Raw genomic sequence first — 22,825 nt, 5'->3', positions numbered from 1 at the left:
ATGGGAAATTTTCATCGAGACGGGAATGTGTCCAAGGCTTGCCGAATCATTTTAGCCGGATTCTTTTCTCGTTCGAGTAGCATAAGCTATTGCCCCATCGAGGTTGAACCAGGCGCCCCCGGCGGTGCTGCGACCGTATTCTCAATGGTAGAACCGGGTATATCACTCCCTTCGGGGCCACCAGCGGGACCGGAAGAAACCCCGGTTGCAGCGCTCATTGGCGCTGATGCATCGACGATTTTAAGGATGGAGCCGGGAGTAAGCCGGATCGCGCCGTCCACAACCACCTGCTCTCCAGGCAGCAGACCGTTGCTGATAAACCAGCCTTCGCCCTGCCAGTCGCCTATTTCGACTTCCCGGCGAGCGGCCTTGCCTTCTCCGTCCACGACCCAGACATAGTGCCCCTTTGCTCCCTGCAATACCGCGCGCTGCGGCAGGAGAATGCTGTTTGGACGCACCGCGCCCCGAAGTTGAACGCGGACGAACTGGCCGGGCCGCAAGTTCCCCTCGGGATTTGCAAACAGCGTGCGCACAAGGAACGTGCCAGTTTCCTGGGAAAAGGATGGCTCGCTAAAATTAATTCGTCCAAGATGCGGATACACCGATCCGTCCGCGAGCGTGATAGCCACTTCGAAAAGATTGCGTGAGGGAAACCTGAGCAGCCCATGTTCGACTTCCCCGCGATACTTTAGCATCTGGTTTTCGGATACGCTGAAATTGACCCAGATAGGATCGAGCTGGGCGACGTAGGTCAACAAACCGTCTGCCCCTGTGCTCAAATAGCTGCCTTCATGCTTTTTACTGAAACTGGATAGTCCGGTAAGCGGAGAATAGAGGGTGGTGTAACTGAGGTTCAGCTCCGCGGTCGTCACTTCCCCCTGGGCGGCAAAAACTGCCGCCTGCGCTTGCTGTACCATCCCGATCGTATCGTCCAGGTTTTTTTTGCTGAGCGCGTTTTTTTCGGTGAGCGGTCTTACCCGGGCGAGGGTGGCTTGCGCCATGGCAAGCGCAGCCTCCTGCTGCGCCAATTGGCCCTTCGCGGATTGCAGCGCGGCCTGAAACGGTTTTTGGTCCATCTGGTACATCTTCTGCCCGGCCTTCACCAACTCACCTTCAGTGTAAAGCCGTTTTTCTAGGAAGCCCTCGACGCGAGCGCGAATTTCGACTTGGCGGGAGCTTTGGGTTTCTGCGACGAATTCCAGTTGGACTGGGGTATCCCGGGGCGAAACAGTCACCGTCGTTACCTCCATCGCGGGTGGCGGAGAGGTCGCCGGTAATTGGTCACCGCATCCTGTAAGGGCAAGCAGCATCAGGAGCATGCCGCTCGATAGCCATAAGGCCCGGCGGCATAGGCCTGGAAAATAAAAAATACGGGAATGCTTAGGAGTGTCTGATGGAGTTTTTCGCATGCAATAGGCGAAGGGTCAGCAAGGATTCATCCCCGAAGTATAGATAGCGCCAGGCGAAAACACAGAAAAAATTGCGATGAAGTTCGTAGAAAATCGACTGAAGAACATACAACTTATCTTCCTCCAGGTACCACTCCGTCGGTCGCGTGCGTGTCGAAAGGATAATGGCGTCGCGCATGCTGGATGGTCACCCACTGGTCTGTGGTGAATGCCGCGACGGACCAGGCGCCGTTAAAGCGGCCGATACCGGAGTTCTTCTCGCCACCAAACGGATTGTAGGGCAGATCATTTACCGACTGATCGTTGACATGCGCCATGCCGGTTTCGAGTTGTTGTGCAAAGCGCAGGCCGCGCTCGACATCGGATGTAAAAACTGCTGCGGCAAGCCCAAGCTCCGTGTCATTAGCGATTTTGAGAGCCTCCTCTTCCCCATGTGCGCGTATGAAGGGCGCGATCGGCCCGAACGATTCTGTTTGCGCCAAGGGCATCTCGTTCATTACGTCGGCGAATACGTGAGGAGGCAGAACAAGGCCCTGCGCTTCACCACCGGCAACCTGCCGCGCACCCGAAGAGAGGGCATCCTGGATACGGCGACGCAGCCCTTTCAACTGAGCCTCATTGATAACGGGACCGATCACTGTGTCCGGCGCTTTCGGATCGCCGATCTTCAATTTGCTTACCCCCTCGACAAAGCGCTCAAGAAATGCATCATGGATGCTGTCCTCGATAATGAAGCGGTTAGTGCTCATGCAGATCTGGCCCTGATGCAGGAATTTACCGAATATGGCCGCCTCCACCGCCCGATCCAGGTCCGCGTCCCCCAACACTACGAAGGGGTTATTACCGCCCAGTTCGAGCTCCAGCCGCTTCAACGTCGCTCCCTCGACAGCGAGTTTCGCTATGTGCCGGCCCACCGGTGTCGAACCGGTGAACGAGATGACGCGCGGAATCGGGTGAGTGACGAAGGCATCTCCTATCTCGCTGCCCGCGCCGATGACTACACTGAGAACGCCAGGCGGCAAGCCCGCTTCTTCCAGAATCTTTGCCAGCAGCAAGGCGCCCGTAACTGGCGTATCACTTGCCGGTTTAAGAACGACGGCATTACCGACCGCAAGCGCGGGAGCTACGGATCGAACGGAAAGCTGCAAAGGCCAGTTCCAGGGACTGATAACGCTGACCACGCCGACCGGCTTGCGATACATACGGCATTCCTTGCCTGGAATATCAGACGGAAGGATTCGGCCTTCCACCAGATAAGGCAGGGTTGCGCCCTCCAGCAGCACCGCGTGCACGGTTTCCCACTCCATGCCAGCCTTGATGCGAGTACTCCCCGCTTCCTCGATCAACCATTCCACGATCTCTTCATGGCGCGCTTCCATGACTTGTGCCGCCCGGCGCATTACCGTCGCGCGCTCGCGCGGCAGCGCCGCTGCCCATGGTATTTGAGCTCTCGCGGCACCGCTATACGCCTCATCCATGTCATCCCGGTTGGCGTGCGGGATTTCGACAAGAGTGTCGCCGTTATAGGGATTGAGATCACGCAGGACCTTCGCCCCCTTTCCATGCCGCCATTTACCGTTAATGGGTAACTGATCGAATCCTATATAACGTGGAGGAATTTTTTTATTGCCGTACGATTCCATAGCAGATCTCCATTTGTTTAATGCTTCACCACAGCCACCGTGCAGAATTGACAGGATTCCCCATACATTGCGTTAGCCTCGGAATACGATATCGATTTCCCATGAAGCCCGGCTCCTCAGGGAGCGGGCTCAGCTTACAATCAGCCTTCCGATTAGGGATAAAGTATATCTTCACGGGGTAGCTTCAGTCAGCAGCTGCAATTGTGACGTCACAATCTTGAAGCGCGGCCACACGTGCGATAGATTACATGTTGTTCGACTCTACTCGTGCATCTGATTGGGGCCTGATGCCTGAAACTGCCGATCCATCAGGTTGGGCGCTACCGAATGCACGGTCGATACCAGTTGGCGTGGTACCCGGCGCCGCTCGTGGGTGCCTTGATGCCAGCAGCCTGCATGAGGCGCGCTACCGGATTGACCGAGTAGGAGGCATTGATCTCCAAATCCCTCGAAATCTCCGCTTCGCTGATGCCAGGCTGTCTTGCAAGCCGGACCGCCTCGCATTTGAATTCATCCGTTAACAGTCGTCGTTCCATTTAACACCTCCAATAGTTAATAATAGCTTATCGAATGTGCATAACCAGGGAGAGCCTATTCCTCCGGAACAGATCGAAAGCTGCGCTAGCGCCTATGTCGATTCGTACTCAACGTTATGGCTTCGCGGCAATCTCACCGCAAATACCGTTTCGGTCTCGTCTGATCGGGCTTCGATAGATCCGCCATGGCCCTTGACAATTTCTCGCGCGATATACAATCCAAGCCCGAGGCTCCCATCTGCATCGCGCTTGTTCTCGTTATCGGAGCCCCGCTTCAAAGGATCAAAAATCTGGTCGAGATCCGATTGCTCGATGACAGGCCCGCTATTCCTGACTTCGAGGACGACCTCCGGGGCATCCCCATTTAGACCCACATACACCGGCGCATCTGGCGCTCCGTGCTTAATCGCATTACGCACCAGGTTACCGAGTAACTGCTGCAGACGCTGACTATCCCAGCTGCCGCAAGTATCGCCCTGCATCTCCAGACCGATCCTCCGGCCCGGATTTGCTGCACGCAACTGGTCCAATGCGCTAGCACATAATTGGCTGAGGTCAACATCGCCGGGAGTTATATTGATACCTAAACCGAGGTTAGTCCGGTTGTAATCAAGCAGATCGTCGAGTAGCGCATGCATGTGGCGGCCGCTGTTGATCAAACGGCCCGCAGCTTCCGTTACTTTAGCGCCTGCATTGAGTGCTGCCAGATAAATTGCTGTCATCTGGATCGTCTGCAGCGGATTGCGCAGGTCATGTCCAAGCATCCCAAGAAACAGATTACGCGCCTGATCCACTTGCGCGCTGAAGAAGCCCACGGATTCGGCAAGCGCTTGGTCAATCGCCTCATTAAAGCGAATGATGTCGTCCAAATGCGTGCTTTCCGGCGGAGAATCATCGCCCCATAGACGAAGAACGCTGGCGCGAAGGGCACGGTACTCTGCAGTCAGCTGATTGATGTCGAAGCCGCTTTGCGCACGTAAGACAGCATGGGTTTGCGCAGCAGTCTCCGGGGCGCCAGTTAATAGTGGTGCCTGCCCCAAGGATTTCGCAGTTTGAGCCTTCCTGCTCTGTGAAGTGGAAAGATCCTTTGCCACGGCTTCAAGAATTTGGCGTGCGTGATCACGCAAAGCAAGCGACTTCATGTGCTTGGCGGCGGGCAATTGAACCGAGGCAAATGCCTCCCACGACACGAGAATAGCCTCCATGTCACGCAAGATAAAATCGGCTAATCGCATCAGTGACCTTTGAAGATTAGAAGAATGTTGTGTGGGAAGCTTGAATGCAACGTGAACTGCGGATGCACATCATAGCCTTAATGACGTGCTTGGCTGCAATACAAGCACGGAGTTACGCGCGTAACTCGTAAATGCGCCCTTTTTTAAGGGAAGGCTTTGCTAAAAATTGCCATACGCACACTTGGATCAGGGAAATTTTGCCAAGAAAAAGCTAACCGGTCAATCCACTTGGATGAGGTTGTACCAAGGCTCAGAATTGCCACCCAATCGCGCTTCTCGAACTCACAAGCCGGGATGTTTGGTTGAAGGTTTCAAGCTGCTGGCAAGCTCTTCAGGTTTACCAGTTCAAACAGTGTTGATTCGGCCCCGTCGGCTAGCCAAATTTGCTTATCCTGAATCGTGCAATTCAAATGCATGTTACGTTGCGCCTGCTTCGCGATGGCCTGGCTGGCTTCCCTTGGTAAATTGCTCACAGTCAGGTTTTTGATCTGTTCGAGCTTGCCGCGGCATTGATTCCACCAAGTGTCGGCGATTCGTCCACCATATGTATAAATGAATACCTGACCGGCACGACCACAGGCTCTACGAATGAGTTTTTCATCAGGGAGGCCCACATCTATCCAGAGCTCGATAGCGCCGGTTAAATCCTTCTGCCAGAGATCAGGTTCATCACATGTGCTCAATCCATTGCCAAACGATAGTGATTCATGGGCGTGCAGCAGAAAGGCCAGCAATCGCACCATCATGCGTTCATCGGTTTCCGATGGGTGGCGGGCGAGGGTGAGCAAATGGTCGTGATAATAATTGCGATCCAGGTCCGCGATTCGCAGATCGGCCTTAAAAATCGTTGCTCCAAGAGCCATATAGATATAAGTAGTTGTGTGATTGGTTGCCTGATGACCATTCTGAGTGGAACTCTCAGGAACGTAAAAAAGTTCGCCCAATCATATTATTTCCATGCAAGGGGTGCGGCATGACAAGCTGCATCTTTTGCCGGTCGAGATCGCACAAGGAGCTATTCTTCTGATTCCGTACCCTTCTGGCTGGGCTGATGGTAGGCACTTTATGCGGCTTGATTGGCGTATACGTAATACTGCGCGGCGTGAGCTATGTAGGTCATGGATTGTGGCATGCCCCAATTGACGGTGCAGTGCTTTCGATTCTCCTCACGCTTTCGATCATCGCATCCATGAACGTAGTCGGCGTCACCATGATTGCCGCCACGCTTATCGTGACCGCATTGACGGCTCGAATGATGACGGACAGCTTCAGCCGCATGCTGATTTATTCGGTTCTGATCTGCTCCCCGACAGGGGTTATTGGAACTTACCTGAGTTATATCCTTAATTTGCCTCTGGCGCTGCCATTGTCCTGTTTAGCGCCTTACTGTTCTGCTTATCGCTGCTGCTTAAACCTGTCCGTAAAAAACGCATGTTGCGCATGGGCTTCCAGCACAATAGCCATTTAGAAGCCCTTAAACCCAAGTCCGGCGGTTGGACCCTCTCCGCATCATCAATAGGAGATCGTTCCGTCTGCCTCCATTTTTCCCTTGCCGGTCTTGATATCCTGGCTTCCCTGTAATTCCACGCTCCCGTTCGCTTTTGAAAACCGCCCCGTTCCGCCTGTGATCTGAAACGTTGCATTGGAAAAGGAATATACCGGTACCGTATCTGTCGGAACAAGAGAACCGCTATAGTCACCGCTAATCTTATCGCCATTTGCCGTGGTTATCGTCAATTTGCCAATGAAAGCGTAATGATTGTCCACCGGCGTAATGCAATCGTTCGCCGCAATCGAAATCTTGCCCATATGCGTGCTTTTACCTGTGCCGGTCGTCGTGCCGCCAAATCCGGAGGGACAGTCTGGATTGAGCCCCGATTTCTCCTGCGTTACCGCGCTAATCTTCAAGGGCACGGTCGTCGGACCTGCCAGGGCTATTAGCGGTAGTGCGAAGCCTGCAACGGCAATGACAGAAGTTATGGTTCGTTTCGAGAACGGGGTCATGATCAATGTTGCTCCTCATTTCTAATTTGTAAGAGAAGGTTTATTTATGGAGTTAGCGGCTGATGCTATTTTAAGGGCGCTAGTCTAACATTGTCACTCGTCCTTCAAAGGGTTGCAACTGATGTGCCTCGCTTTGAAGGTGTGTCGAAAGTAGTATTCTGGAATGGTTTACCGGGTTTTTTTGCGCGTACCGGGACATATTCAGTACTACGCTGTATTTTTTTCCACCGAAAATGCGATTGTATGCGAGAATTTTTTTATTGCATAAATCATGCGCAATCTCAAGATTTCCCGCATGTAACGCGGGCGTTTCGTGTCGAAGGTGAATCACTTTTTTATAAAAATTAAAGAGCGAATCGGAATCCGCCATCTGCCTGTCAACATTTATTTCCTTGAAATTTTCGGCGACTGGCAGCCAGGGCTTTACTGAATCGGCACAGAAACCCGCGTTCGGTTTTTCGTTCCATAGCATCGGTGTGCGGCACTCGTCGCGATTGAGAATTTCAGGGCTCTTATCCACCAGGAACTGTGGAACCCAGTTATGCTGTATGGCAATAGCGTCTTTTCCCTGTTTTAGCGGAATTCTTACTCTGGGTATGCCGATTTCATCCCCGAAATAGGTGAATGGAATGCCTCTGCACGTGAATTGGAACAGCGCCAGCAACTTCGCTTTTGCTACACTTCCACCCAAACGGCTGATGATTCGCGTGCGATCATGATTGGCAAAGACGAGCGTGGGTATCAGGGGTTCAGGAAAATGCTCTTCAAATGTTAACAGCATCTTGCGGTAATTTTCCGCTTTAAACGGTGTCGAAATAGCCTTGAAAAGGAAGATGGCGTTCAAGCCATTTTTGCCGTTGTTATAGCAAAACTGGTTGATCAGCGCTTCGTCTCCATGCGATTCCCCTATCAAGACTCTTCTGGGATTATCGAACTCGTCCACTATGCTTCTTAACTCAGTTGCAAATTCAAAGCTTTTTTCATGGAGAAAATTGTTTTTCAGATTTTGAAAAAAAATGGACAAGGATTTGTCTGACGGGGTCAATCGGAAGCTGGGCGGATTACTGCGGAGTTCAGCGTCTTCGTAAATCGCGCTTATAATATCCAGCCGGAAGCCATCTACCCCTTTTTTTAGCCAGAATCTGACGACATCAAACATGGCTTGCTTGACTTCGGGATTGTGGTAGTTCAAGTCGGGCTGAAAAGGGAGAAAAGCCGTGTAATTGAACTGCTTCCGTTCAGGGTAATATGTCCAGGCTTTGTTGCCGGCCATCGCGCGCCAGTTATTGGGCGGCTTCATGCCATTCCTGCCTTTCCCATTTTTCCATATATACCAGTCCGCTTTCGGATTATCGCGTGAGCTTGCCGATTCCTTGAACCAGGCATGCTCATTAGAGGTATGGTTCAGCACCAGGTCGAATATGAGCTTCATTTTTCTACCATGCACCTCTTGCACCAGCATTTCAAAAAGCGCCATATCGCCGTACTGTGGAGAAATAGAAAAATAGTCGCTGATATCGTAGCCGAAATCTCTTTGCGGACTTTGCGTAAAGGGAGAAATCCAGATTGTTTCGTAACCGAGGTCCTTAAGATAATCAAGTTTTTCGATAACGCCCGGTATATCTCCGATGCCATCGCCATTGGTGTCGAAGAAGGAGCGTAGATAAATATGGTAAACGGTGGTTTTTTTCCACCATTCGCCATCTGAATCATTAGGGAAGATGGAATCCGTGGAACTGTCTCTCATAACTGGCTGGAATAAGCTTCCCATAAGAATTATTTACGATTTGGCGATACCCAGGGCTGTCGGGAGCAGAAAGCCCTGGTTTGATCTAGTCGAAAGGAGCGGGATATATATAAGGGGCGGATTTGCGAATTTCCGATACTGCCGAGGGATTCGGCCAGGGAAGAAGAAGTGGCGCAGTTTGAACGCTGGCCGAACGTTGATGAGCAGCGTTTTCTCTCATCCGGCAGAGTCTTGTTTTATCAAGAACTATAGGACTGCTAATAATCCGTCCGAGTTCAATGGCGACAGATAGTTCTGCGGAAAACCCGGTAGTTCTTGCGTGGGTGAGAACGCTATGAAACGCGGTACACTCGGGTACGACTGAAGGATAGCAAGCCTGGCGCTAATCTGGTACACAACGTCAGGAAAGCGTGGTAAAGGTAGCAATCGAAGATAATGACAGGATTTGGCAGGTCAGGAGTTTCTGTCAGGCAAGCAGAAGTATTCAACCCCGAGTATTGCTAAAGCTGATGCTCTGCCGCAACGGTCGCCAGACATTCAGTCATAAAAGCGCAGCTGTGCTCATTTTTCCAACCTTTCGGCGGTCGATTGGATCGTGCAAAACGTCTTGTCATTTTGAGGCTATTATGAAACGAGGGGCAGTATTTTACGATGATTTTTCACCGCCACATTATCCTGCATTCTAGTACCTTGGTCCGATGTTCAGATGATCCACGCGGGTAAATAATGTTCTATTACGCAACGAAAATTACCGAAAGTTCTGGCTTTACTTTTCGCTTCCGTTTGCTTCGGATCGCAAGTGCCAATTTTATAAAATGAACGTCATATGGAAAACTTGAGTACGGCGTTATCAGTGGTGGCGGTGTTAGCGGAACCGTTGGGGGAAAATGCTACGCTGATAGGTCCTGTTCATTATCAGTCCTTCGCGGCCAGCCGTTTTGCCCGCGCTTCATTCGCGTATTTTCATCTCGAAGATTTCGAGAACGGGATCCTTGATACTTTCAACGCCCTGGCGCCGCATGGAATGGTGTTGCAGCCTGCCGGCCAGGCCGTTCGGGCCGAAGCAGAAGAGGGCTCGACAGATAATTCGCGCCCTTCTCATAATACATGGTATTCAGACGGCGATTCGATCCTGACATTTTCGTTCAGCAAGGAATTACTCGGCGAGTTGCCTACCGATGCCGGTTTGATATGGACTGATATGGGGCTTGCCAACATTCGAGACGGTTTTAAAAGCGTGCTTTTTGAAGCTTTCGATGCGTCAAATAATTTGCTGGGAACGATCGGCCCATCCGCTATGGGAGATGGTTTATTCGCAGGCCAGACGGCGGAAGATCGGTTCTTTGGCGTTAGCAGTGCCAATGGCGTCGGTTCAATACGAATAACTTCATTGAGCAGTACGGAGCAGGGAATGGATCAGTTCAGGTACCCCTTCCCGGAATCCGTGCAATTCGACGCAAATTCCGAATCCGCCGCCCTTGCCCTGCTTGTGGTCGGGCATGGGGGAAGCGGCTTCAAACGGCGTCATTTGCAAAGCTGAAACGGTAAGACCGGGATTCAGGCCGCATGAGAGGGTTGCGTCCACGTAGAGAAATGCAGTTGCCGACGAATAGACAGCCAAGTTGGTTGAGGCGGATATACTCGCATCAACCACTACCCGTCTGCTGTTTTCCCAAATGACTATGCTTACGGGCATAAGCGAAATAAACGATGAGGCCGGTCAAGGCCCAGTACAGAAACAATCTTATCGTATTCCAGCCCAGGCTGATGAATAGCAGCGCGCATCCTGCCATGGCCAAAGGGCCGACAATCCAGATCATCGGCGTTTTGAACGGCCTGTGCCGGTCAGGTTCGCGGCGGCGCAGAATCATCACGCCCAGCGCCACCATGAAAAATGCGAAGAGGGTGCCGGAATTCGAGACATCGGCCAGCATTCCGACCGGGAACATCGCAGCGAAGAAGGCTACGGCGATACCTGTAACCAGGGTGACGACATGTGGGGTATGAAAACGCTTATGCACATGGGAAAAGAACTTCGGCATAAGCCCATCGTGCGACATCGTAAACAGAACGCGGGTTTGCCCATAAATCATCATCAGCACCACAGAGGGCAGGGCGACGATAGCGGCAGAAGCTACCCAATTGCCGACCGCCGGGTAACCCACCTCACGTAACACAAAAGCCAGGGGTTCCTTGGATAAGGATAGCTCGGCACCTGGCTGGGCACCGACAGCGCCCACTGCGGCATACGCGACAATCAGGTAAAAAACAGTACATATCGTCAATGAACCAATGAGCCCAATAGGTACGTTACGGTTAGGATTGGTGGTTTCTTCCGCCGCCGTCGAGACGGCATCAAACCCGATATAGGCAAAAAAGATGGACGCGGCGGCGCCAAGCACGCCCACACCCGAAAGCGGCGTACCCCAGCCTTTGGGCAGCATAGGCTCAAAGTTGGCGGCATTGACGGCGGGCAGGGCGAGAATGATAAAGGCCGAGAGCGCGACTATTTTTACGATGACAAGAATAGCCGTGAATCTGGCACTCTTTGAAGTACCTATGATTAGAAGAAGTGTTACGAAAAGCGAGATCAGGAACGCCAGTAGATTGAAACCGCCTGCGGTGGTTGTGCCCGCTGTTGTGCCTGTTTCGGTCTCAGTAAGAACAATAAAATCGTAAGGCCCCGCAGTCAAAGCCAGGGGCAGCCCATACCCTATCTCATGAAGGAAGCCATTGATATAGCCGGACCACCCGACGGCAACCGCGGCGGCTGCTACCGCATATTCCAGAATAAGCGCCCAACCCACCATCCATGCCGCCAACTCTCCAAATACCGCATAGGAATAGGTATATGCGGACCCCGCAACCGGTACCATCGCTGCAATCTCGGAATACACAAGCGCTGCCAGTGCGCAGACAAAACCGGCGATGACAAACGAAAACATCATGCCTGGTCCGGCTTTGTCCGCAGCAACCGATGTCAGCACGAAAATGCCGGTGCCGATAATGGCGCCGATACCCAGCATGGTAAGGTCGAAGGCCCCAAGCTGGCGCTTGAGTCCCCTTGTGCGTGCTGACTCAAGTATATGATCCAGGGACTTGACGCGCTCAAACAGCATCTGTTTCTCCGGTTAAAAAGGGAGCAAAACGAATTTGCTCGCGCTCTGAAGTCAACGAGGGTTTAATAAGCCATCGGCAAGCGCGTGGTGCTCCGCCGGAGACGTACTCAGCGGTTCCTCAGGTCCAGTGGGAGTTTTCGCAAGGCGCATTCTAAACCAGCGGAGCGCGGCGCGATGGAAATGCTGCCTTGGAATCGCGAAAATTGCCTGAAGTGCAGCCAGAAATCGGCATTAACCGCCTTAATCCGGCAAATTGCCGGATATACAGGCTCGCTACCCCTTCTTGATCCTCTTCTTCATTTTTGTATAGCCAGGCAGCGACGGGATGCGCCATAGATACCATGATGCTACCGTTCGATACGGGCTGCATGGCATGCCGGCTGTTTCCATCGTTTTGCGACCGGGAATAGTATCAAGAGTTTTCAGGAACCGGTAGCCCTCGCGTACACCAAAATCATCTGCGGGCAACACATCGATACGGTCGAGCGTGTAGATGAGCAGCATTTCAACCGTCCAGCGGCCAATACCCGGAAGCGCTACCAGGCGGGCAACGAGTTCATCGTTGGACATTTCGCCTGCGATATCGCGAGTCGGCACAAGACCGCTCAATGCGCCCTCAGCAATACTTCTTATCGTGCTGATCTTGCGTGTCGAAAAACCGCACGAACGAAGATCTTCAAATTTGGACGCCAGTATTTGGGTCGGGTGGGGAAATGCGTCGTCGGGGTACAAACCCAGAAATCTGCCGATAATGGCATCCGCCGCCCGAGCGTGCAATTGCTGGTATGCAACCGCTCTCACCAGTGCTTCATAAGGCTCGCGCGCTGGTTCTGGCTGATGCATGCATGGCCCCACCGATTTTATCAATCGTGACCAGTCCTCATCAATGAGAGAGAGATGACTGGTGGCAAGGCGATATATGTCTACCGGAGAACTCGCGCCCTTTGTTGCTGTGTTTGCCATTTGTCCGATCTTTTGCCTGACTTCCGAATCGCATCGTTGCTTCTCCGCAGCCCAGCGCAATAGCCACTGTACTGGGATAAGGAGAAATTGGAATGATAGCGTTTTCCTCGAGCTGCCGTTTGGTTCGTTCACGGCGCCTCGCTGATGCTGGACAAGTTGCAACAGGGTAACGCTGCACGTTAATGCCGGGGCCGGTTCCCGAGTGTGAGCACTGCGGTATAAGTGATCGCCGGCGCTATCAGTATAAGAACTATATTGCCGAAGATTTTGAAGGGGCGAAATGCGGGGATTTTGACTCGACATGGATCGATCCAATTGGACAGTACGGTATCGGTGGTTTATTCTTGCTGGAAACGAAAAGCAATAGTATCTGATGCACACGCAGCGGCTAAAAAGCATTATCGCCAGGCAGCATGAATAGAACCGCTGATGCAGGAATTCAACCGAGGAGAGCAATCAATGGATATTCGTGGATGGGCCGCGCACGGTGCAAAACAGAAGCTGGAGCCATTTTCATACAATCCCGGTCCTTTGGGTCCGGAAGAAGTGGAGATCGCTGTCGAGTATTGTGGCCTCTGCCACTCTGATCTGTCGATTTTGAATAACGATTGGGGACTATCCCAATATCCGGTCGTGCCGGGCCATGAAGCGGTAGGCCGGGTCGTGGCGTTGGGCCAACATGCGAAAGGCTTACGGATGAGCCAGCGTGTGGGCGTGGGCTGGAATAGCAGTAGTTGCATGCACTGTCACCAATGCATGACCGGCAACAACAATCTTTGTGCGGAAGCGGGTGCGACCATCATCGGGCACCATGGAGGCTTCGCAGAAAGAGTGCGTTCGCATTGGGCCTGGGCAATTCCTTTGCCTGATGCGCTCGATATTTCTTCCGCCGGTCCGCTGCTGTGCGGGGGAGTCACGGTATTTGCGCCACTGGTCATTTATGGCGTCAAGCCAACGGATCGAGTGGGCGTCGTGGGTATCGGCGGCCTCGGTCATATGGCCATACGATTTGCCAATGCCTGGGGTTGCGAGGTCACGGCGTTTACCTCGAATTCGTCGAAGGCTGACGAGCTACGGAAGCTGGGCACGCATCGCATAGTATCGAGCCGCGACGGCGCCGATATTCTCAAGGCGGCCAATACACTTGATTTTCTGCTCGTCACCGTCAACATTCCGCTCGATTGGAGCGCGCTGCTAAAGACATTGAAGCCGAATGGCCGCATGCATGTCGTGGGCGCTGTGCTGGAACCGATGCCCATTCCGGCATTTGACCTGATCTTTGGCCAGAAAAGCGTTTCCGGATCGCCGACGGGCGCCCCCGCGATAATGTCATCCATGCTGGATTTTGCCGCGCGGCACGATATCGCGCCACAAGTCGAACACTTTCCACTAAGTAAAGTGAACGATGCGATCGAGCATCTTGCGGCTGGGAAAGCGCGCTATCGCATCGTCCTCGATTCCGATTTTCATTAAGAAAATGGGGATAGAAGCCAAGTATATAAATATCGCAGCGGCCTTTTTGGTCTGACTTTTTTTTGCTGTCGGCAACAATAGGTGAAGGCGATTGCCTAAACCAGACCAGATCTCTACATTCAGAATTTCTGACACTGCCCTCCGAGAACCAGGTCGAGTTGCTGCAGCCTTGGGTCAGCGCCTGCTCCAGCGGGAGTTCCTTCGCGACCTTCCCATTCCTGTATCCCTTTTGCAATGGCCCTGTATCTTACATCTTGCTCTCGGATTGCTTTTGCCCACAGTGACAATTCAATGCATCTCAAAGTAGTCAAAGCCGTCGACAGGACGATGAGTAAAATGGAATTCAAAAGCAAGACTCGGGATGCGCCAGGGTGATCGACACGGTAAATTACCAATCGTTATCGAGATCATCCGATTGTCGACAGGAGCACAACATGAACGCGTTAACGAAAAAGGCGCAGCTCGCCGCTGAAACAGTCAGTGATCCCCGTTGGGCTGCGGTCATCGCGCGTAGCACCGAAGCGGATGGCACATTTTATTACGGCGTCACGAGCACGGGCGTGTATTGCCGTCCTTCATGCGCAGCTCGTCCGGCGAGACCCGAGAACGTCGGTTTTTACGCCACACGTGAAGAAGCTGAGGAGGCAGGTTTTAGGGCGTGCAAACGCTGCCAGCCGGACAAGCCCCCTCGGGCTGAGCAATATGCAGCTAAAGTTACACAGGCCTGCCGTATTATCGAAGAATCGGAAACGGCCCCAGCCTTGGAAAAGCTGGCAGCTCAGGTTGGCATGAGCACCTATCACTTTCATCGCATGTTCAAACAAGTGACCGGGCTGACGCCAAGGCAATATGCGGCCGCGCGGCGCGAGAAAAAGGTACGCGATGAACTTGGCCGTGGCGGTGCAGTGACGGATGCCATTTTTGACGCGGGCTACAATTCCAGCAGCCGCTTCTATGAAAAATCAGGCAAAGTGCTGGGAATGACGCCGAGCAACTATCGCGCTGGCGGCGCGGATACCGAAATTCGCTTTGCCGTAGGGGAATGTTCACTTGGATCGATATTGGTTGCTCAAAGCAGTTGTGGCATTTGCGCGATTCTGCTGGGTGATGATCCAGCTAGGCTGGTACACGACCTGCAGGATGGTTTTTCGCATGCCAACCTCATCGGCTGTGATGCCGATTTTGAAGAACTTATCGCAAAGGTGGTCGGTTTTATCGAGGCGCCGGGTATCGGTCTGGATCTTCCGCTGGATGTGCGCGGGACCGCGTTTCAGCAACGGGTGTGGCAGGCGCTGCGCGAAATTCCAGTGGGACAAACCGCAAGTTACACCGATATCGCCAAGCGGATCGGGGTGCCGAAATCGGTGCGAGCCGTCGCACAGGCATGCGCGACAAACAAACTGGCGGTCGCGATTCCGTGTCATCGGGTGGTGCGTAACGACGGAGCGCTTGCGGGTTACCGCTGGGGCGTGGAGCGCAAGCGCAGCCTCCTTGAGAACGAGGCGGAGGTGAAGGCGAAGTCGAAAGTACAGGCATGAATAGGCCGACAAGCGAATTGCGGAGTATTGCTTCTGGGCTGAATACGGCATGCCGCGTGGATGGGTTTGATTGGAAGCGGATATCGAATGATCTGGACGCGCAGGGCTGCGCGGTAATTGAACAGCTCGTTTCTCCTGAAGAATGCGATGCACTGGCTGGATTATATGCACAGGATGACATTTTCAGAAGCCGGGTGGTCATGGCGCGTCACGGTTTCGGACGCGGGGAATACAAGTATTTGAGCTATCCGTTGCCCCGTATCATTTTCGAACTACGCGCCTCCATATATCCGAAGCTGGTAGCGATCGGCAGTCGTTGGAACGAAGCAATGGGCATAGCGGTGCGCTACCCCGAGAAGCTCGCTGATTTCATCAAGCGCTGCCACGAAGCGGGCCAGCTTCGTCCGACTCCTTTGTTGTTGCGATATGAGCCGGGTGATTATAATTGCCTGCACCAAGATTTGTACGGAGAGCACGTATTTCCGATCCAAATCACGATATTGCTATCCGAGCCGGGACGGGATTTCACGGGCGGCGAATTCGTGCTGACCGAGCAGCGGCCGCGTATGCAATCACGCCCCGAGGTCGTGCCCTTGAGGCAGGGAGATGCGGTGGCTTTTGCCGTGCATCAACGGCCTGTGCAAGGCACACGGGGAGTATATCGGGTCAACTTGCGCCACGGCGTCAGCCGTATCAGCTCGGGCCGCCGTCACACCGCGGGCATCATTTTTCACGATGCAATTTGAGAAGGGAATAAACATGACACTCAGCCTGTTCGAAGGCGTGACGCAACGCCAGGCCCAGCGGGAGGAGTTATGCCCCGGTGCAACCGTGCTGCGTGGTTTTGCGATACGGGATGAAGCTGCCATTTTTGCACAATTAAGTAATATCACAACCGCTGCGCCATTTCGCCATATGGTTACGCCGGGCGGTTTCCGAATGTCTGTCGCGATAACGAATTGTGGTTCTTTTGGTTGGGTAACGGATCGCACCGGCTATCGCTATGATAGGGCAAACCCTGAAAACGGCAAGCCATGGCCTTCCATGCCTGATGTCTTCCTGAAGCTGGCGCAAGACGCCGCGGCAAGTGTCGGCTTCCCGAATTACGTGCCAGATGCATGTCTTGTCAATCGCTACGAGCCGGGAGCGCGGCTATCGTTGCATCAGGACAAGAACGAGCGAGACTTCAACGCGCCTATCGTTTCCGTGTCGCTTGGGATTTCAGCTGTGTTTTTGTGGGGTGGCTTGCGGCGCGGGGATAAGCCGATGCGCGTACAATTAACACATGGTGACGTGATGGTATGGGGCGGACCGGCGAGGCTGCATTACCATGGCGTGCTCCCGCTTAAGGATGGGTATCATCCCCTAGCGGGTGCGTGCCGGATAAACCTGACCTTTCGTAAAGCGGCCTGAAGGTTTTCTGAAAATCGCGCACTTCCGGCTTAATTGAATTCGAAAGCAAGCATAAAGTTCCTTGGAGCCCGGTTCCGCGATATGTTTTTGAGGGTAAATGTGGGATGCCCGTTGGCGGTTGCGTTCTCGCGATATAAACGAAGACAAAGAGAGACAGTGTGAATCTGCCTGAACGAAATTTATTGATGGCATTCGGTTTGGCATTCGGCATCATGATGTCATTCGAGCCGGCCGCCCTTGCGCAGCAGGGCGAGGTTATCTCCGGCGGTACAGCGAGCCTTTATCGTCCTGATAATCAGCCAAAACAGAAAGAAGCCTTCACCGGCGGCACATGCGTCATCGAAACAGGCGCGTTCCCGATCGGCTTCAATGCTTACGTGGTACCGGATGGCGATCATCCTTCTTACCCTCCATTTTGCTCTCCCGTACCGGCAGGACCGCTGAATCTGGTGATGGATATACTGGTGTCGGAGGTTCGCGAAATGCCGCTGATCGTACGGTTGGTGAAAATAGAAGGTGGGGAAGCACGTGAGGTAGTGTCGATGCCTGCTCAAGCATACACATCCGGCAACATCCCGCTTGCCGTCAACCTGGAACCGCTTGCCAAGTACGAGGTGCTGCTGATAGGCGATGACGGCAGCGGCAATATTGCCAATCTGGTCAGCATCCCCTTTGATGTAAGAAGAGCGGGCGATTTTGTAAATACGGGTACAGGCATGGGGATGGGATTCCTGATTCTGGTGTTAGGTATCGCCGGGCTTACCGGCGGCTTGATCCATTTCTGGCGCCCCAAACCGTCGACGACGAACAACTCCGTCAACCGCACCCTTTAGCGACCCGAAGGGCTGCGCCGGTGCTTACCTCAGTCAGGGTATCGTCTATATTAAGGACTCGGCTTGAGCGGTGCAAAACGAAGCCGTGTGAAATCAGCTATCAGTTATCCACGAGCGGTATCTACGATGTACGATGCCAAAATTGCCGGATCAACAACGATGAGCTGCGGTTAAACGCGGTCACGACCTTATCGGCAGGAACACTAAACGCCAACCATTCAACCATTCAAATTCATGTTGGATTAACGCATTTCACAAACAATACGGAGACTGCATGTCATGAATCACGTCAATCTCTTTGTCGCTTTTTTTGCGCTCACTGCCGCATTCACGGCAAATGCGGGCGTACTGGAAAATGGGAGCTGGTCCGCTAGTGGATGCGGCGTCATGCCGGAAACACCGGTTATCGACTCAAGTAGCGCAGATGCTTTCAATCGAAGTGTCGGTGCAATTAACGCCTGGCAAAAACAAATGCAGGTCTACCATGACTGCATGATCAAGGAAGCAAATGCGGACAGCCTAACTATTAATCAAGCTGCAACGGCAGGGCAGGGACGGATAAACGAGATAGTGGAAAAGATAAACGCAGAAGTCGCGGCGGGAAAGCAGAAGGTGGAGCAGAGCCAAAGCGCTTCTCCTTCTTTATCTCCTCCACCCGGAGCAGCCCCTGGCAGCCTGACGTATTAAATGGAAGTCTTTGGGCTCATGGCGGCAAGGACGCTATATATGTCGATTATGCCGATGCCCGCTTCAATCAACAGCTGAACAATTCAAAATATTGGGAACAGCCTGGTCTGTACCTTCTTCATTTTGGAATGTATCGGCAACAAGTCAAAATCATTGAAGAAGTTAAATCCGATGCCGACTCCTGCGGTAATCGTATTGCTCATTCTGGCATCGGTATCAGGTTCCTTGTTGGCACAGCCGGATGCTGAGCCGGATACTCAACTGCCGGTTCGGCCAGTCGCCCAGCCAAGCGCCTCATCGTCAAGGGCTCCATCCACCCTCCATCCGGTCGTCATTACGGGTACTCGCATAGAACAATCGAGTTTCTCGTTGCCTATGTCCATAGACGTGGTGGAAGGGTTGGTGATCCAGGACTCCCAGCCCCGCGTCAATCTCTCTGAAGCGCTCTCTCGTGTTCCCGGCCTGGTCATTCAAAACCGCCAAAATTATGCCCAGGACCTGCAGGTATCAAGCCGGGGTTTTGGCGCACGCTCCACTTTCGGCATTCGCGGCATACGAATGATTGTTGACGACATCCCTGCCTCCATGCCCGACGGGCAAGGTCAAGCTGCCAATATCAACCTGGGTTCGACCAAGCGCATTGAAGTGCTGCGCGGCCCCTTCTCTGCTATCTATGGCAATGCCTCCGGCGGCGTGATACAGGCATTCACCGAAGATGGTCCGGCGGAACACATGATATCCGGCACGCTGCTGGGGGGCAGCTATGGCACGACGCGCGGTGAAATCAAGCTTGGCGGCACACTGGGTGGGACAGGTGCGGGAGGTACAGCAGGCGCGGTAGCGGGTCCGTTCAACTATATGGTTGATATTTCGCGTTTTCAGACGGACGGTTACCGCGACCACAGCGCCGCTACGCGCTACCAGGCGAGTGCAAAGCTTACCTATCGGGTCAATCAGGACGCCACGCTCACCCTGATAGCAAACGAGCTGCACCAGGGCAATACGCAAGATCCGCTCGGGCTCACGCGCTCTCAAGTGAGCGTTAACCCGCGCCAGGCGGATATAAGCGCTACTACCTTCAATACTCGCAAGAGCATCGACAATACCCAGGGGGGCCTCGTCTATACGCATAAATTTTCTTCCGCGAACACTATCAAGCTGATAGGTTATACGGGGACCCGGCAAATTGAGCAGTTTCTCGCCGTCCCGCGCGGCGCGCAAATTCCGGCCACGAGCTCGGGAGGTGTTGTCGACCTGGATCGCGAATTTGGCGGACTCGGTTTAAGATGGATGCATCGCAGCGGGAGGGAGCGTCCTCTGACGGTCACTGCGAGCATCGATTATGAGATTTCTAAAGAAAGGCGCAAGGGATTCGAGAACTTCTCGGGGATGGCGTTGGGTGTACGCGGAGATATGCGTCGCAACGAGGACGATACGGTTTCCAGCTTCAGCCAATATGTGCAAGCCGAGTGGCAGTTTGCACCAGCGTGGATACTTTCTGCTGGAGTGCGCCATACGGAAGTGAAATTCAGGTCGGAGGATTTTTTTATCCGGTCTGATAACACTAATGACAGCGGCAGCCTGACTTTCCGCAATGTTATTCCGATACTGGGGCTGCTGTATAAGGCCACGCCCACGCTCAATCTATACGTCAGCGGGGGGGAAGGTTTTGAGACACCGACTTTTGCCGAGCTTGCCTACAGGCCGGACGGTGCAACAGGTCTCAATTTTGCGCTTCGGCCGAGCAAGAGCCGGAATGTCGAAGCAGGGGTTAAATGGCTGGCTACGATCAATACACGCGTCAATCTGGCACTTTTTGAAACGCTGGTTAGCGGTGAAATATTGCCTGCGACGAATTCCGGAGGCCGAACCACTTTTCAGAATGCGGCTGACACGAGGCGCCGTGGTGTCGAGTTTTCAGCCGACTCCCGTTTTGGCGCTGATCTCTCCGCCTATTTATCTTATACCTATCTCGATGCTGAATTCCAGGATTCATATACCTACCTCCGACCGGGAGGGCTTTCCACAACCGTAGCCAATGGTAACCTTCTGCCTGGCGTGCCCCGCAATACCGCTTACATGGAGTTGGCATGGCGCCGTGGCTTGCCAGGTTTCTCGGCAGTAGCTGAAGCAATCTATCGTGACAAGGTTTTCGCAAATGATACCAATACCGAAGCCGCTAAACGATATGGCATCGCAAATATCCGGTTCTCCTATTCGCATCAGATCGGCGGCTGGAAGCTCAGCGAATTCTTGCGGTTGGACAATATCACCGATACGCAATATGTGGGCTCGGTAATCGTAAACGAAGGGAACAGCCGCTTTTACGAACCTGCGCCGGGGAGGAACGTAATAGTGGGGATGAGCGCAAGGTACACATTTTAGCCAGCGGTTGTTTATACCTTGTGCGCTACCGTACCGAAACGTGCGGCAGTATCCCTATAATAAAAAATTGGGATATGAAGGAGATATTGGGATATGAAGGAGATAATATGGACGGGCTGCGTTTAAATTTCCGCATTATTTTATGTGTTGCTTTACTACCCGCCGCAATACCAACTGCCTCTGCAGCAGGCTCCCTCACGCAAATGGCGCAAGCAAGCTCGCTGCCTGACACGATACCCGCCGGGGAGGAAAAGATGGCCAAAACACGGGCGCTGGAGTTGGGTGCAAAACTTCTTCAAGGCAAGTCTCCATTAAAACCGTTTGACATCTATCTTGTCGGTTTTCATCCGATGAAGGATTCTCCGGAAGACCAGATGGAGGCACATCATTACTGTCATCAGGTAAATGAGGATTTTGCACAGTGCGTATTATTTGATGACAACACGGAGGAAGCGAACCTGAATGGCATCGAATACATTATTTCCGAAAAGCTTTTTGCTGCCTTGCCTGAAGCCGAAAGGAAATACTGGCATCCTCACAATGGTGAAATTCTTACCGGGCAGCTTGTTGCCCCGGGTATTCCGAAAGCCGCGGAGAAAGAGTTGATGAAGGGGAAGATGAACAGCTATGGCAAAACCTGGCACGTCTGGAATACGGGTTATGAAGGAAACCCGGGCGATAAGATGCCATTGGGTGTGCCGATGCTTGGCTGGTCTTTCAATCGCGATGGAGAAGCGATCCCTGGCTTGGTCGAAAAGCGGGATAAGAAGCTGAAGCTGAACAGTTCAGAAGAGCGCAGACGCCGTGCAGACCTGGAACAGTTCGCCAGGCCACAATCAGGCGTTGATGATCTCAAGGGAAAGCTTGCCCGGCCCACCAAAGATATCCGTGGAGTCATGGATCGGAAGAGCGCTGGCAAGGTTGACTAGACAGCGGTCCCGGCTTTACCGTCTCCGCGGCAATTATTACCGGATTCCCGAGCTGCCAATACAAGTCGGCTATTCCAATCATCATATCTTTCATGGCACCGGCTTCATTCGAGCCCTGCTCCGCATCGCCAGCATAATTGAAAATTACGAGGGTTTTCCTCTGTGCACGCCCGGCAGAAAACCACACGTGTTTCAACCGGGGTTTTTTCGAAAGCCCTGACAATTACCTGGCCTCTTGCAAGATCATTGTCGTCAACCACCCAAACCTCTGGATAAGCATGGGTAAAAGGGATGTCTCCGAGGCCGCCCTGCGCATGTTCATTAAACAGCCGTGCGTCTATGTTGGCGTGCCCGAGGAGATCGAGCTTGATTTGCGCTTCCATGAGATTGGCGGCGGTACAGAGTTTTTTCATATTCGAAATTTCCTACACGGTTATTCGCCAAGCTTATCAAAAAATACTCCGCAATAATTTTCTTCAGGGACATCGCAGATAGATTGACTCGCATGAGCGCTATTGATCAGCATAGCATAGAAAAAATACCGCGGTTCGGTGACAGAAGCTCACAGCGAGCAGGGGAGAGCGGCGAAAGCGACAGTAAAAGATGGGCCTTTCATCCGGACATCTTCTGCGGGAAACAGGGACTACAGGCTTGTAAATCAGCGCTAATATCCACTAATCGGTTGGGGTAGTAGCCAATGTTCGTCCATGATATAACGGCTGCTGAGCTTTTCAGCTCAGATAGGTTGTAATCGGGTTTAAGCGTAATAGCAGAATTATTTATCGCCGTTACAGGCTCAATAAACTGGGCGAATTGCGGCGGTCGTGACGTATCTGGAAGCTCGAACTTCCAAGATGAGATAGGGTGTAATTGAATATCGCCTGGGAGCTCTGGCTCGTGTGATCGATTTT

General features: G+C 52.9%; 20 protein-coding genes. 10 read left to right on the top strand and 10 right to left on the bottom strand.

The window, feature by feature from the left end:
* Positions 1–86: 86 nt before the first annotated feature.
* The 5 genes from BLS94_RS04320 to BLS94_RS04300 all read right to left on the bottom strand — a co-directional run bounded on the left by BLS94_RS04320 (position 87) and on the right by BLS94_RS04300 (position 5,686).
* The gene (locus tag BLS94_RS04320) at positions 87–1,319 is read right to left on the bottom strand and encodes an efflux RND transporter periplasmic adaptor subunit (RefSeq protein ID WP_090957930.1); all 1,233 of its coding nucleotides are present in this window, start codon (positions 1,317–1,319) and stop codon (positions 87–89) included.
* 203 nt (positions 1,320–1,522) lie between these two features.
* The gene (locus BLS94_RS04315) at positions 1,523–3,052 is read right to left on the bottom strand and encodes an aldehyde dehydrogenase family protein (protein WP_090957928.1); all 1,530 of its coding nucleotides are present in this window, start codon (positions 3,050–3,052) and stop codon (positions 1,523–1,525) included.
* A 320-nt stretch (positions 3,053–3,372) separates the two neighbouring features.
* Positions 3,373–3,588 (bottom strand): hypothetical protein, encoded by a 216-nt coding sequence (locus BLS94_RS04310; protein WP_090957926.1) that lies wholly within the window; start codon positions 3,586–3,588, stop codon positions 3,373–3,375.
* A gap of 92 nt (positions 3,589–3,680) precedes the next feature.
* Positions 3,681–4,823, bottom strand: coding sequence for a sensor histidine kinase (locus BLS94_RS04305; protein WP_090957924.1), 1,143 nt, complete (start codon positions 4,821–4,823; stop codon positions 3,681–3,683).
* 311 nt (positions 4,824–5,134) lie between these two features.
* Complete coding sequence (locus BLS94_RS04300) at positions 5,135–5,686, bottom strand: YaeQ family protein (RefSeq protein WP_090958011.1); 552 nt, start codon at positions 5,684–5,686, stop codon at positions 5,135–5,137.
* A 188-nt stretch (positions 5,687–5,874) separates the two neighbouring features.
* On the opposite strand from BLS94_RS04300, the gene BLS94_RS04295 reads away from it, so the two are divergent.
* On the top strand, positions 5,875–6,291 hold the full coding sequence (locus BLS94_RS04295; protein ID WP_256325283.1) for a metal ABC transporter permease: 417 nt from the start codon (positions 5,875–5,877) through the stop codon (positions 6,289–6,291).
* Between the two features lie 44 nt (positions 6,292–6,335).
* On the opposite strand, the gene BLS94_RS04290 is transcribed toward BLS94_RS04295, so the two are convergent.
* Together BLS94_RS04290 and BLS94_RS04285 are read right to left on the bottom strand one after the other, a co-directional pair.
* Entirely contained in the window at positions 6,336–6,827 is a 492-nt protein-coding gene (locus BLS94_RS04290) for a hypothetical protein (RefSeq protein ID WP_218124736.1), read from the bottom strand.
* Positions 6,828–6,906: 79 nt separating this feature from the next.
* Entirely contained in the window at positions 6,907–8,574 is a 1,668-nt protein-coding gene (locus BLS94_RS04285) for an alpha-glucosidase (RefSeq protein WP_176767790.1), read from the bottom strand.
* An 826-nt stretch (positions 8,575–9,400) separates the two neighbouring features.
* On the opposite strand from BLS94_RS04285, the gene BLS94_RS04280 reads away from it, so the two are divergent.
* Positions 9,401–10,114 carry a hypothetical protein gene (locus tag BLS94_RS04280; protein WP_090957916.1) on the top strand — a complete coding sequence of 238 codons (714 nt, stop codon included), beginning with the start codon at positions 9,401–9,403 and terminating at the stop codon, positions 10,112–10,114.
* Between the two features lie 106 nt (positions 10,115–10,220).
* Here the strand turns inward: BLS94_RS04280 and BLS94_RS04275 are convergent, their stop codons facing one another.
* On the bottom strand, positions 10,221–11,693 hold the full coding sequence (locus tag BLS94_RS04275) for an amino acid permease (RefSeq protein WP_090957915.1): 1,473 nt from the start codon (positions 11,691–11,693) through the stop codon (positions 10,221–10,223).
* Positions 11,694–11,966: 273 nt separating this feature from the next.
* A complete protein-coding gene (locus BLS94_RS04270; RefSeq protein WP_090958009.1) occupies positions 11,967–12,656 on the bottom strand; it encodes a DNA-3-methyladenine glycosylase family protein in 690 nt (229 codons plus the stop codon).
* Positions 12,657–13,115: 459 nt separating this feature from the next.
* Here BLS94_RS04270 and BLS94_RS04260 point away from each other — a divergent pair, with 459 nt between their 5' ends.
* From BLS94_RS04260 to BLS94_RS04220, 8 genes are all read left to right on the top strand, one after another.
* Positions 13,116–14,129 (top strand): NADPH-dependent aldehyde reductase Ahr, encoded by a 1,014-nt coding sequence (locus tag BLS94_RS04260; protein WP_090957913.1) that lies wholly within the window; start codon positions 13,116–13,118, stop codon positions 14,127–14,129.
* 434 nt (positions 14,130–14,563) lie between these two features.
* Positions 14,564–15,667 carry a bifunctional DNA-binding transcriptional regulator/O6-methylguanine-DNA methyltransferase Ada gene (gene ada, locus BLS94_RS04250; protein WP_090957911.1) on the top strand — a complete coding sequence of 368 codons (1,104 nt, stop codon included), beginning with the start codon at positions 14,564–14,566 and terminating at the stop codon, positions 15,665–15,667.
* Positions 15,668–15,723: 56 nt separating this feature from the next.
* Positions 15,724–16,413 (top strand): 2OG-Fe(II) oxygenase, encoded by a 690-nt coding sequence (locus BLS94_RS04245; RefSeq protein WP_256325282.1) that lies wholly within the window; start codon positions 15,724–15,726, stop codon positions 16,411–16,413.
* A 13-nt stretch (positions 16,414–16,426) separates the two neighbouring features.
* The gene (gene alkB, locus BLS94_RS04240; protein WP_090957909.1) at positions 16,427–17,080 is read left to right on the top strand and encodes a DNA oxidative demethylase AlkB; all 654 of its coding nucleotides are present in this window, start codon (positions 16,427–16,429) and stop codon (positions 17,078–17,080) included.
* A gap of 158 nt (positions 17,081–17,238) precedes the next feature.
* A complete protein-coding gene (locus BLS94_RS04235) occupies positions 17,239–17,913 on the top strand; it encodes a hypothetical protein (RefSeq protein ID WP_143021645.1) in 675 nt (224 codons plus the stop codon).
* A gap of 279 nt (positions 17,914–18,192) precedes the next feature.
* Positions 18,193–18,600, top strand: a complete 408-nt coding sequence (locus tag BLS94_RS04230; RefSeq protein WP_090957907.1) for a hypothetical protein — start codon at positions 18,193–18,195, stop codon at positions 18,598–18,600.
* A gap of 171 nt (positions 18,601–18,771) precedes the next feature.
* Positions 18,772–20,985 (top strand): TonB-dependent receptor family protein, encoded by a 2,214-nt coding sequence (locus BLS94_RS04225; protein WP_090958007.1) that lies wholly within the window; start codon positions 18,772–18,774, stop codon positions 20,983–20,985.
* A 107-nt stretch (positions 20,986–21,092) separates the two neighbouring features.
* A complete protein-coding gene (locus BLS94_RS04220) occupies positions 21,093–21,914 on the top strand; it encodes an OBAP family protein (RefSeq protein WP_090958005.1) in 822 nt (273 codons plus the stop codon).
* Positions 21,915–22,018: 104 nt separating this feature from the next.
* On the opposite strand, the gene BLS94_RS04215 is transcribed toward BLS94_RS04220, so the two are convergent.
* Positions 22,019–22,327, bottom strand: coding sequence for a putative signal transducing protein (locus tag BLS94_RS04215; protein WP_090957906.1), 309 nt, complete (start codon positions 22,325–22,327; stop codon positions 22,019–22,021).
* Positions 22,328–22,825 lie beyond the last annotated feature (498 nt).

It is taken from the genome of Nitrosospira sp. Nsp18 (genome assembly GCF_900103145.1).
GTDB lineage: Bacteria > Pseudomonadota > Gammaproteobacteria > Burkholderiales > Nitrosomonadaceae > Nitrosospira.
The sequence above is the reverse complement of the archived record's forward strand: the minus strand, read 5'-3'. Positions and strand labels throughout refer to the sequence as shown.

Bases quoted from the DNA above. Each gene is read 5' to 3' on its own strand.
- BLS94_RS04270 (WP_090958009.1), bottom strand. From the start codon at position 12,656: ATGGCAAACACAGCAACAAAGGGCGCGAGTTCTCCGGTAGACATATAT.
- BLS94_RS04305 (WP_090957924.1), bottom strand. From the start codon at position 4,823: ATGCGATTAGCCGATTTTATCTTGCGTGACATGGAGGCTATTCTCGTG.
- BLS94_RS04320 (WP_090957930.1), bottom strand. From the start codon at position 1,319: ATGCTCCTGATGCTGCTTGCCCTTACAGGATGCGGTGACCAATTACCG.
- BLS94_RS04290 (WP_218124736.1), bottom strand. From the start codon at position 6,827: ATGACCCCGTTCTCGAAACGAACCATAACTTCTGTCATTGCCGTTGCA.
- BLS94_RS04275 (WP_090957915.1), bottom strand. From the start codon at position 11,693: ATGCTGTTTGAGCGCGTCAAGTCCCTGGATCATATACTTGAGTCAGCA.
- BLS94_RS04315 (WP_090957928.1), bottom strand. From the start codon at position 3,052: ATGGAATCGTACGGCAATAAAAAAATTCCTCCACGTTATATAGGATTC.
- BLS94_RS04215 (WP_090957906.1), bottom strand. From the start codon at position 22,327: ATGAAAAAACTCTGTACCGCCGCCAATCTCATGGAAGCGCAAATCAAG.
- BLS94_RS04280 (WP_090957916.1), top strand. From the start codon at position 9,401: ATGGAAAACTTGAGTACGGCGTTATCAGTGGTGGCGGTGTTAGCGGAA.
- BLS94_RS04300 (WP_090958011.1), bottom strand. From the start codon at position 5,686: ATGGCTCTTGGAGCAACGATTTTTAAGGCCGATCTGCGAATCGCGGAC.
- BLS94_RS04285 (WP_176767790.1), bottom strand. From the start codon at position 8,574: ATGAGAGACAGTTCCACGGATTCCATCTTCCCTAATGATTCAGATGGC.
- BLS94_RS04260 (WP_090957913.1), top strand. From the start codon at position 13,116: ATGGATATTCGTGGATGGGCCGCGCACGGTGCAAAACAGAAGCTGGAG.
- BLS94_RS04295 (WP_256325283.1), top strand. From the start codon at position 5,875: ATGGTAGGCACTTTATGCGGCTTGATTGGCGTATACGTAATACTGCGC.
- BLS94_RS04220 (WP_090958005.1), top strand. From the start codon at position 21,093: ATGGACGGGCTGCGTTTAAATTTCCGCATTATTTTATGTGTTGCTTTA.
- ada (WP_090957911.1), top strand. From the start codon at position 14,564: ATGAACGCGTTAACGAAAAAGGCGCAGCTCGCCGCTGAAACAGTCAGT.
- BLS94_RS04225 (WP_090958007.1), top strand. From the start codon at position 18,772: ATGCCGACTCCTGCGGTAATCGTATTGCTCATTCTGGCATCGGTATCA.
- alkB (WP_090957909.1), top strand. From the start codon at position 16,427: ATGACACTCAGCCTGTTCGAAGGCGTGACGCAACGCCAGGCCCAGCGG.
- BLS94_RS04230 (WP_090957907.1), top strand. From the start codon at position 18,193: ATGAATCACGTCAATCTCTTTGTCGCTTTTTTTGCGCTCACTGCCGCA.
- BLS94_RS04310 (WP_090957926.1), bottom strand. From the start codon at position 3,588: ATGGAACGACGACTGTTAACGGATGAATTCAAATGCGAGGCGGTCCGG.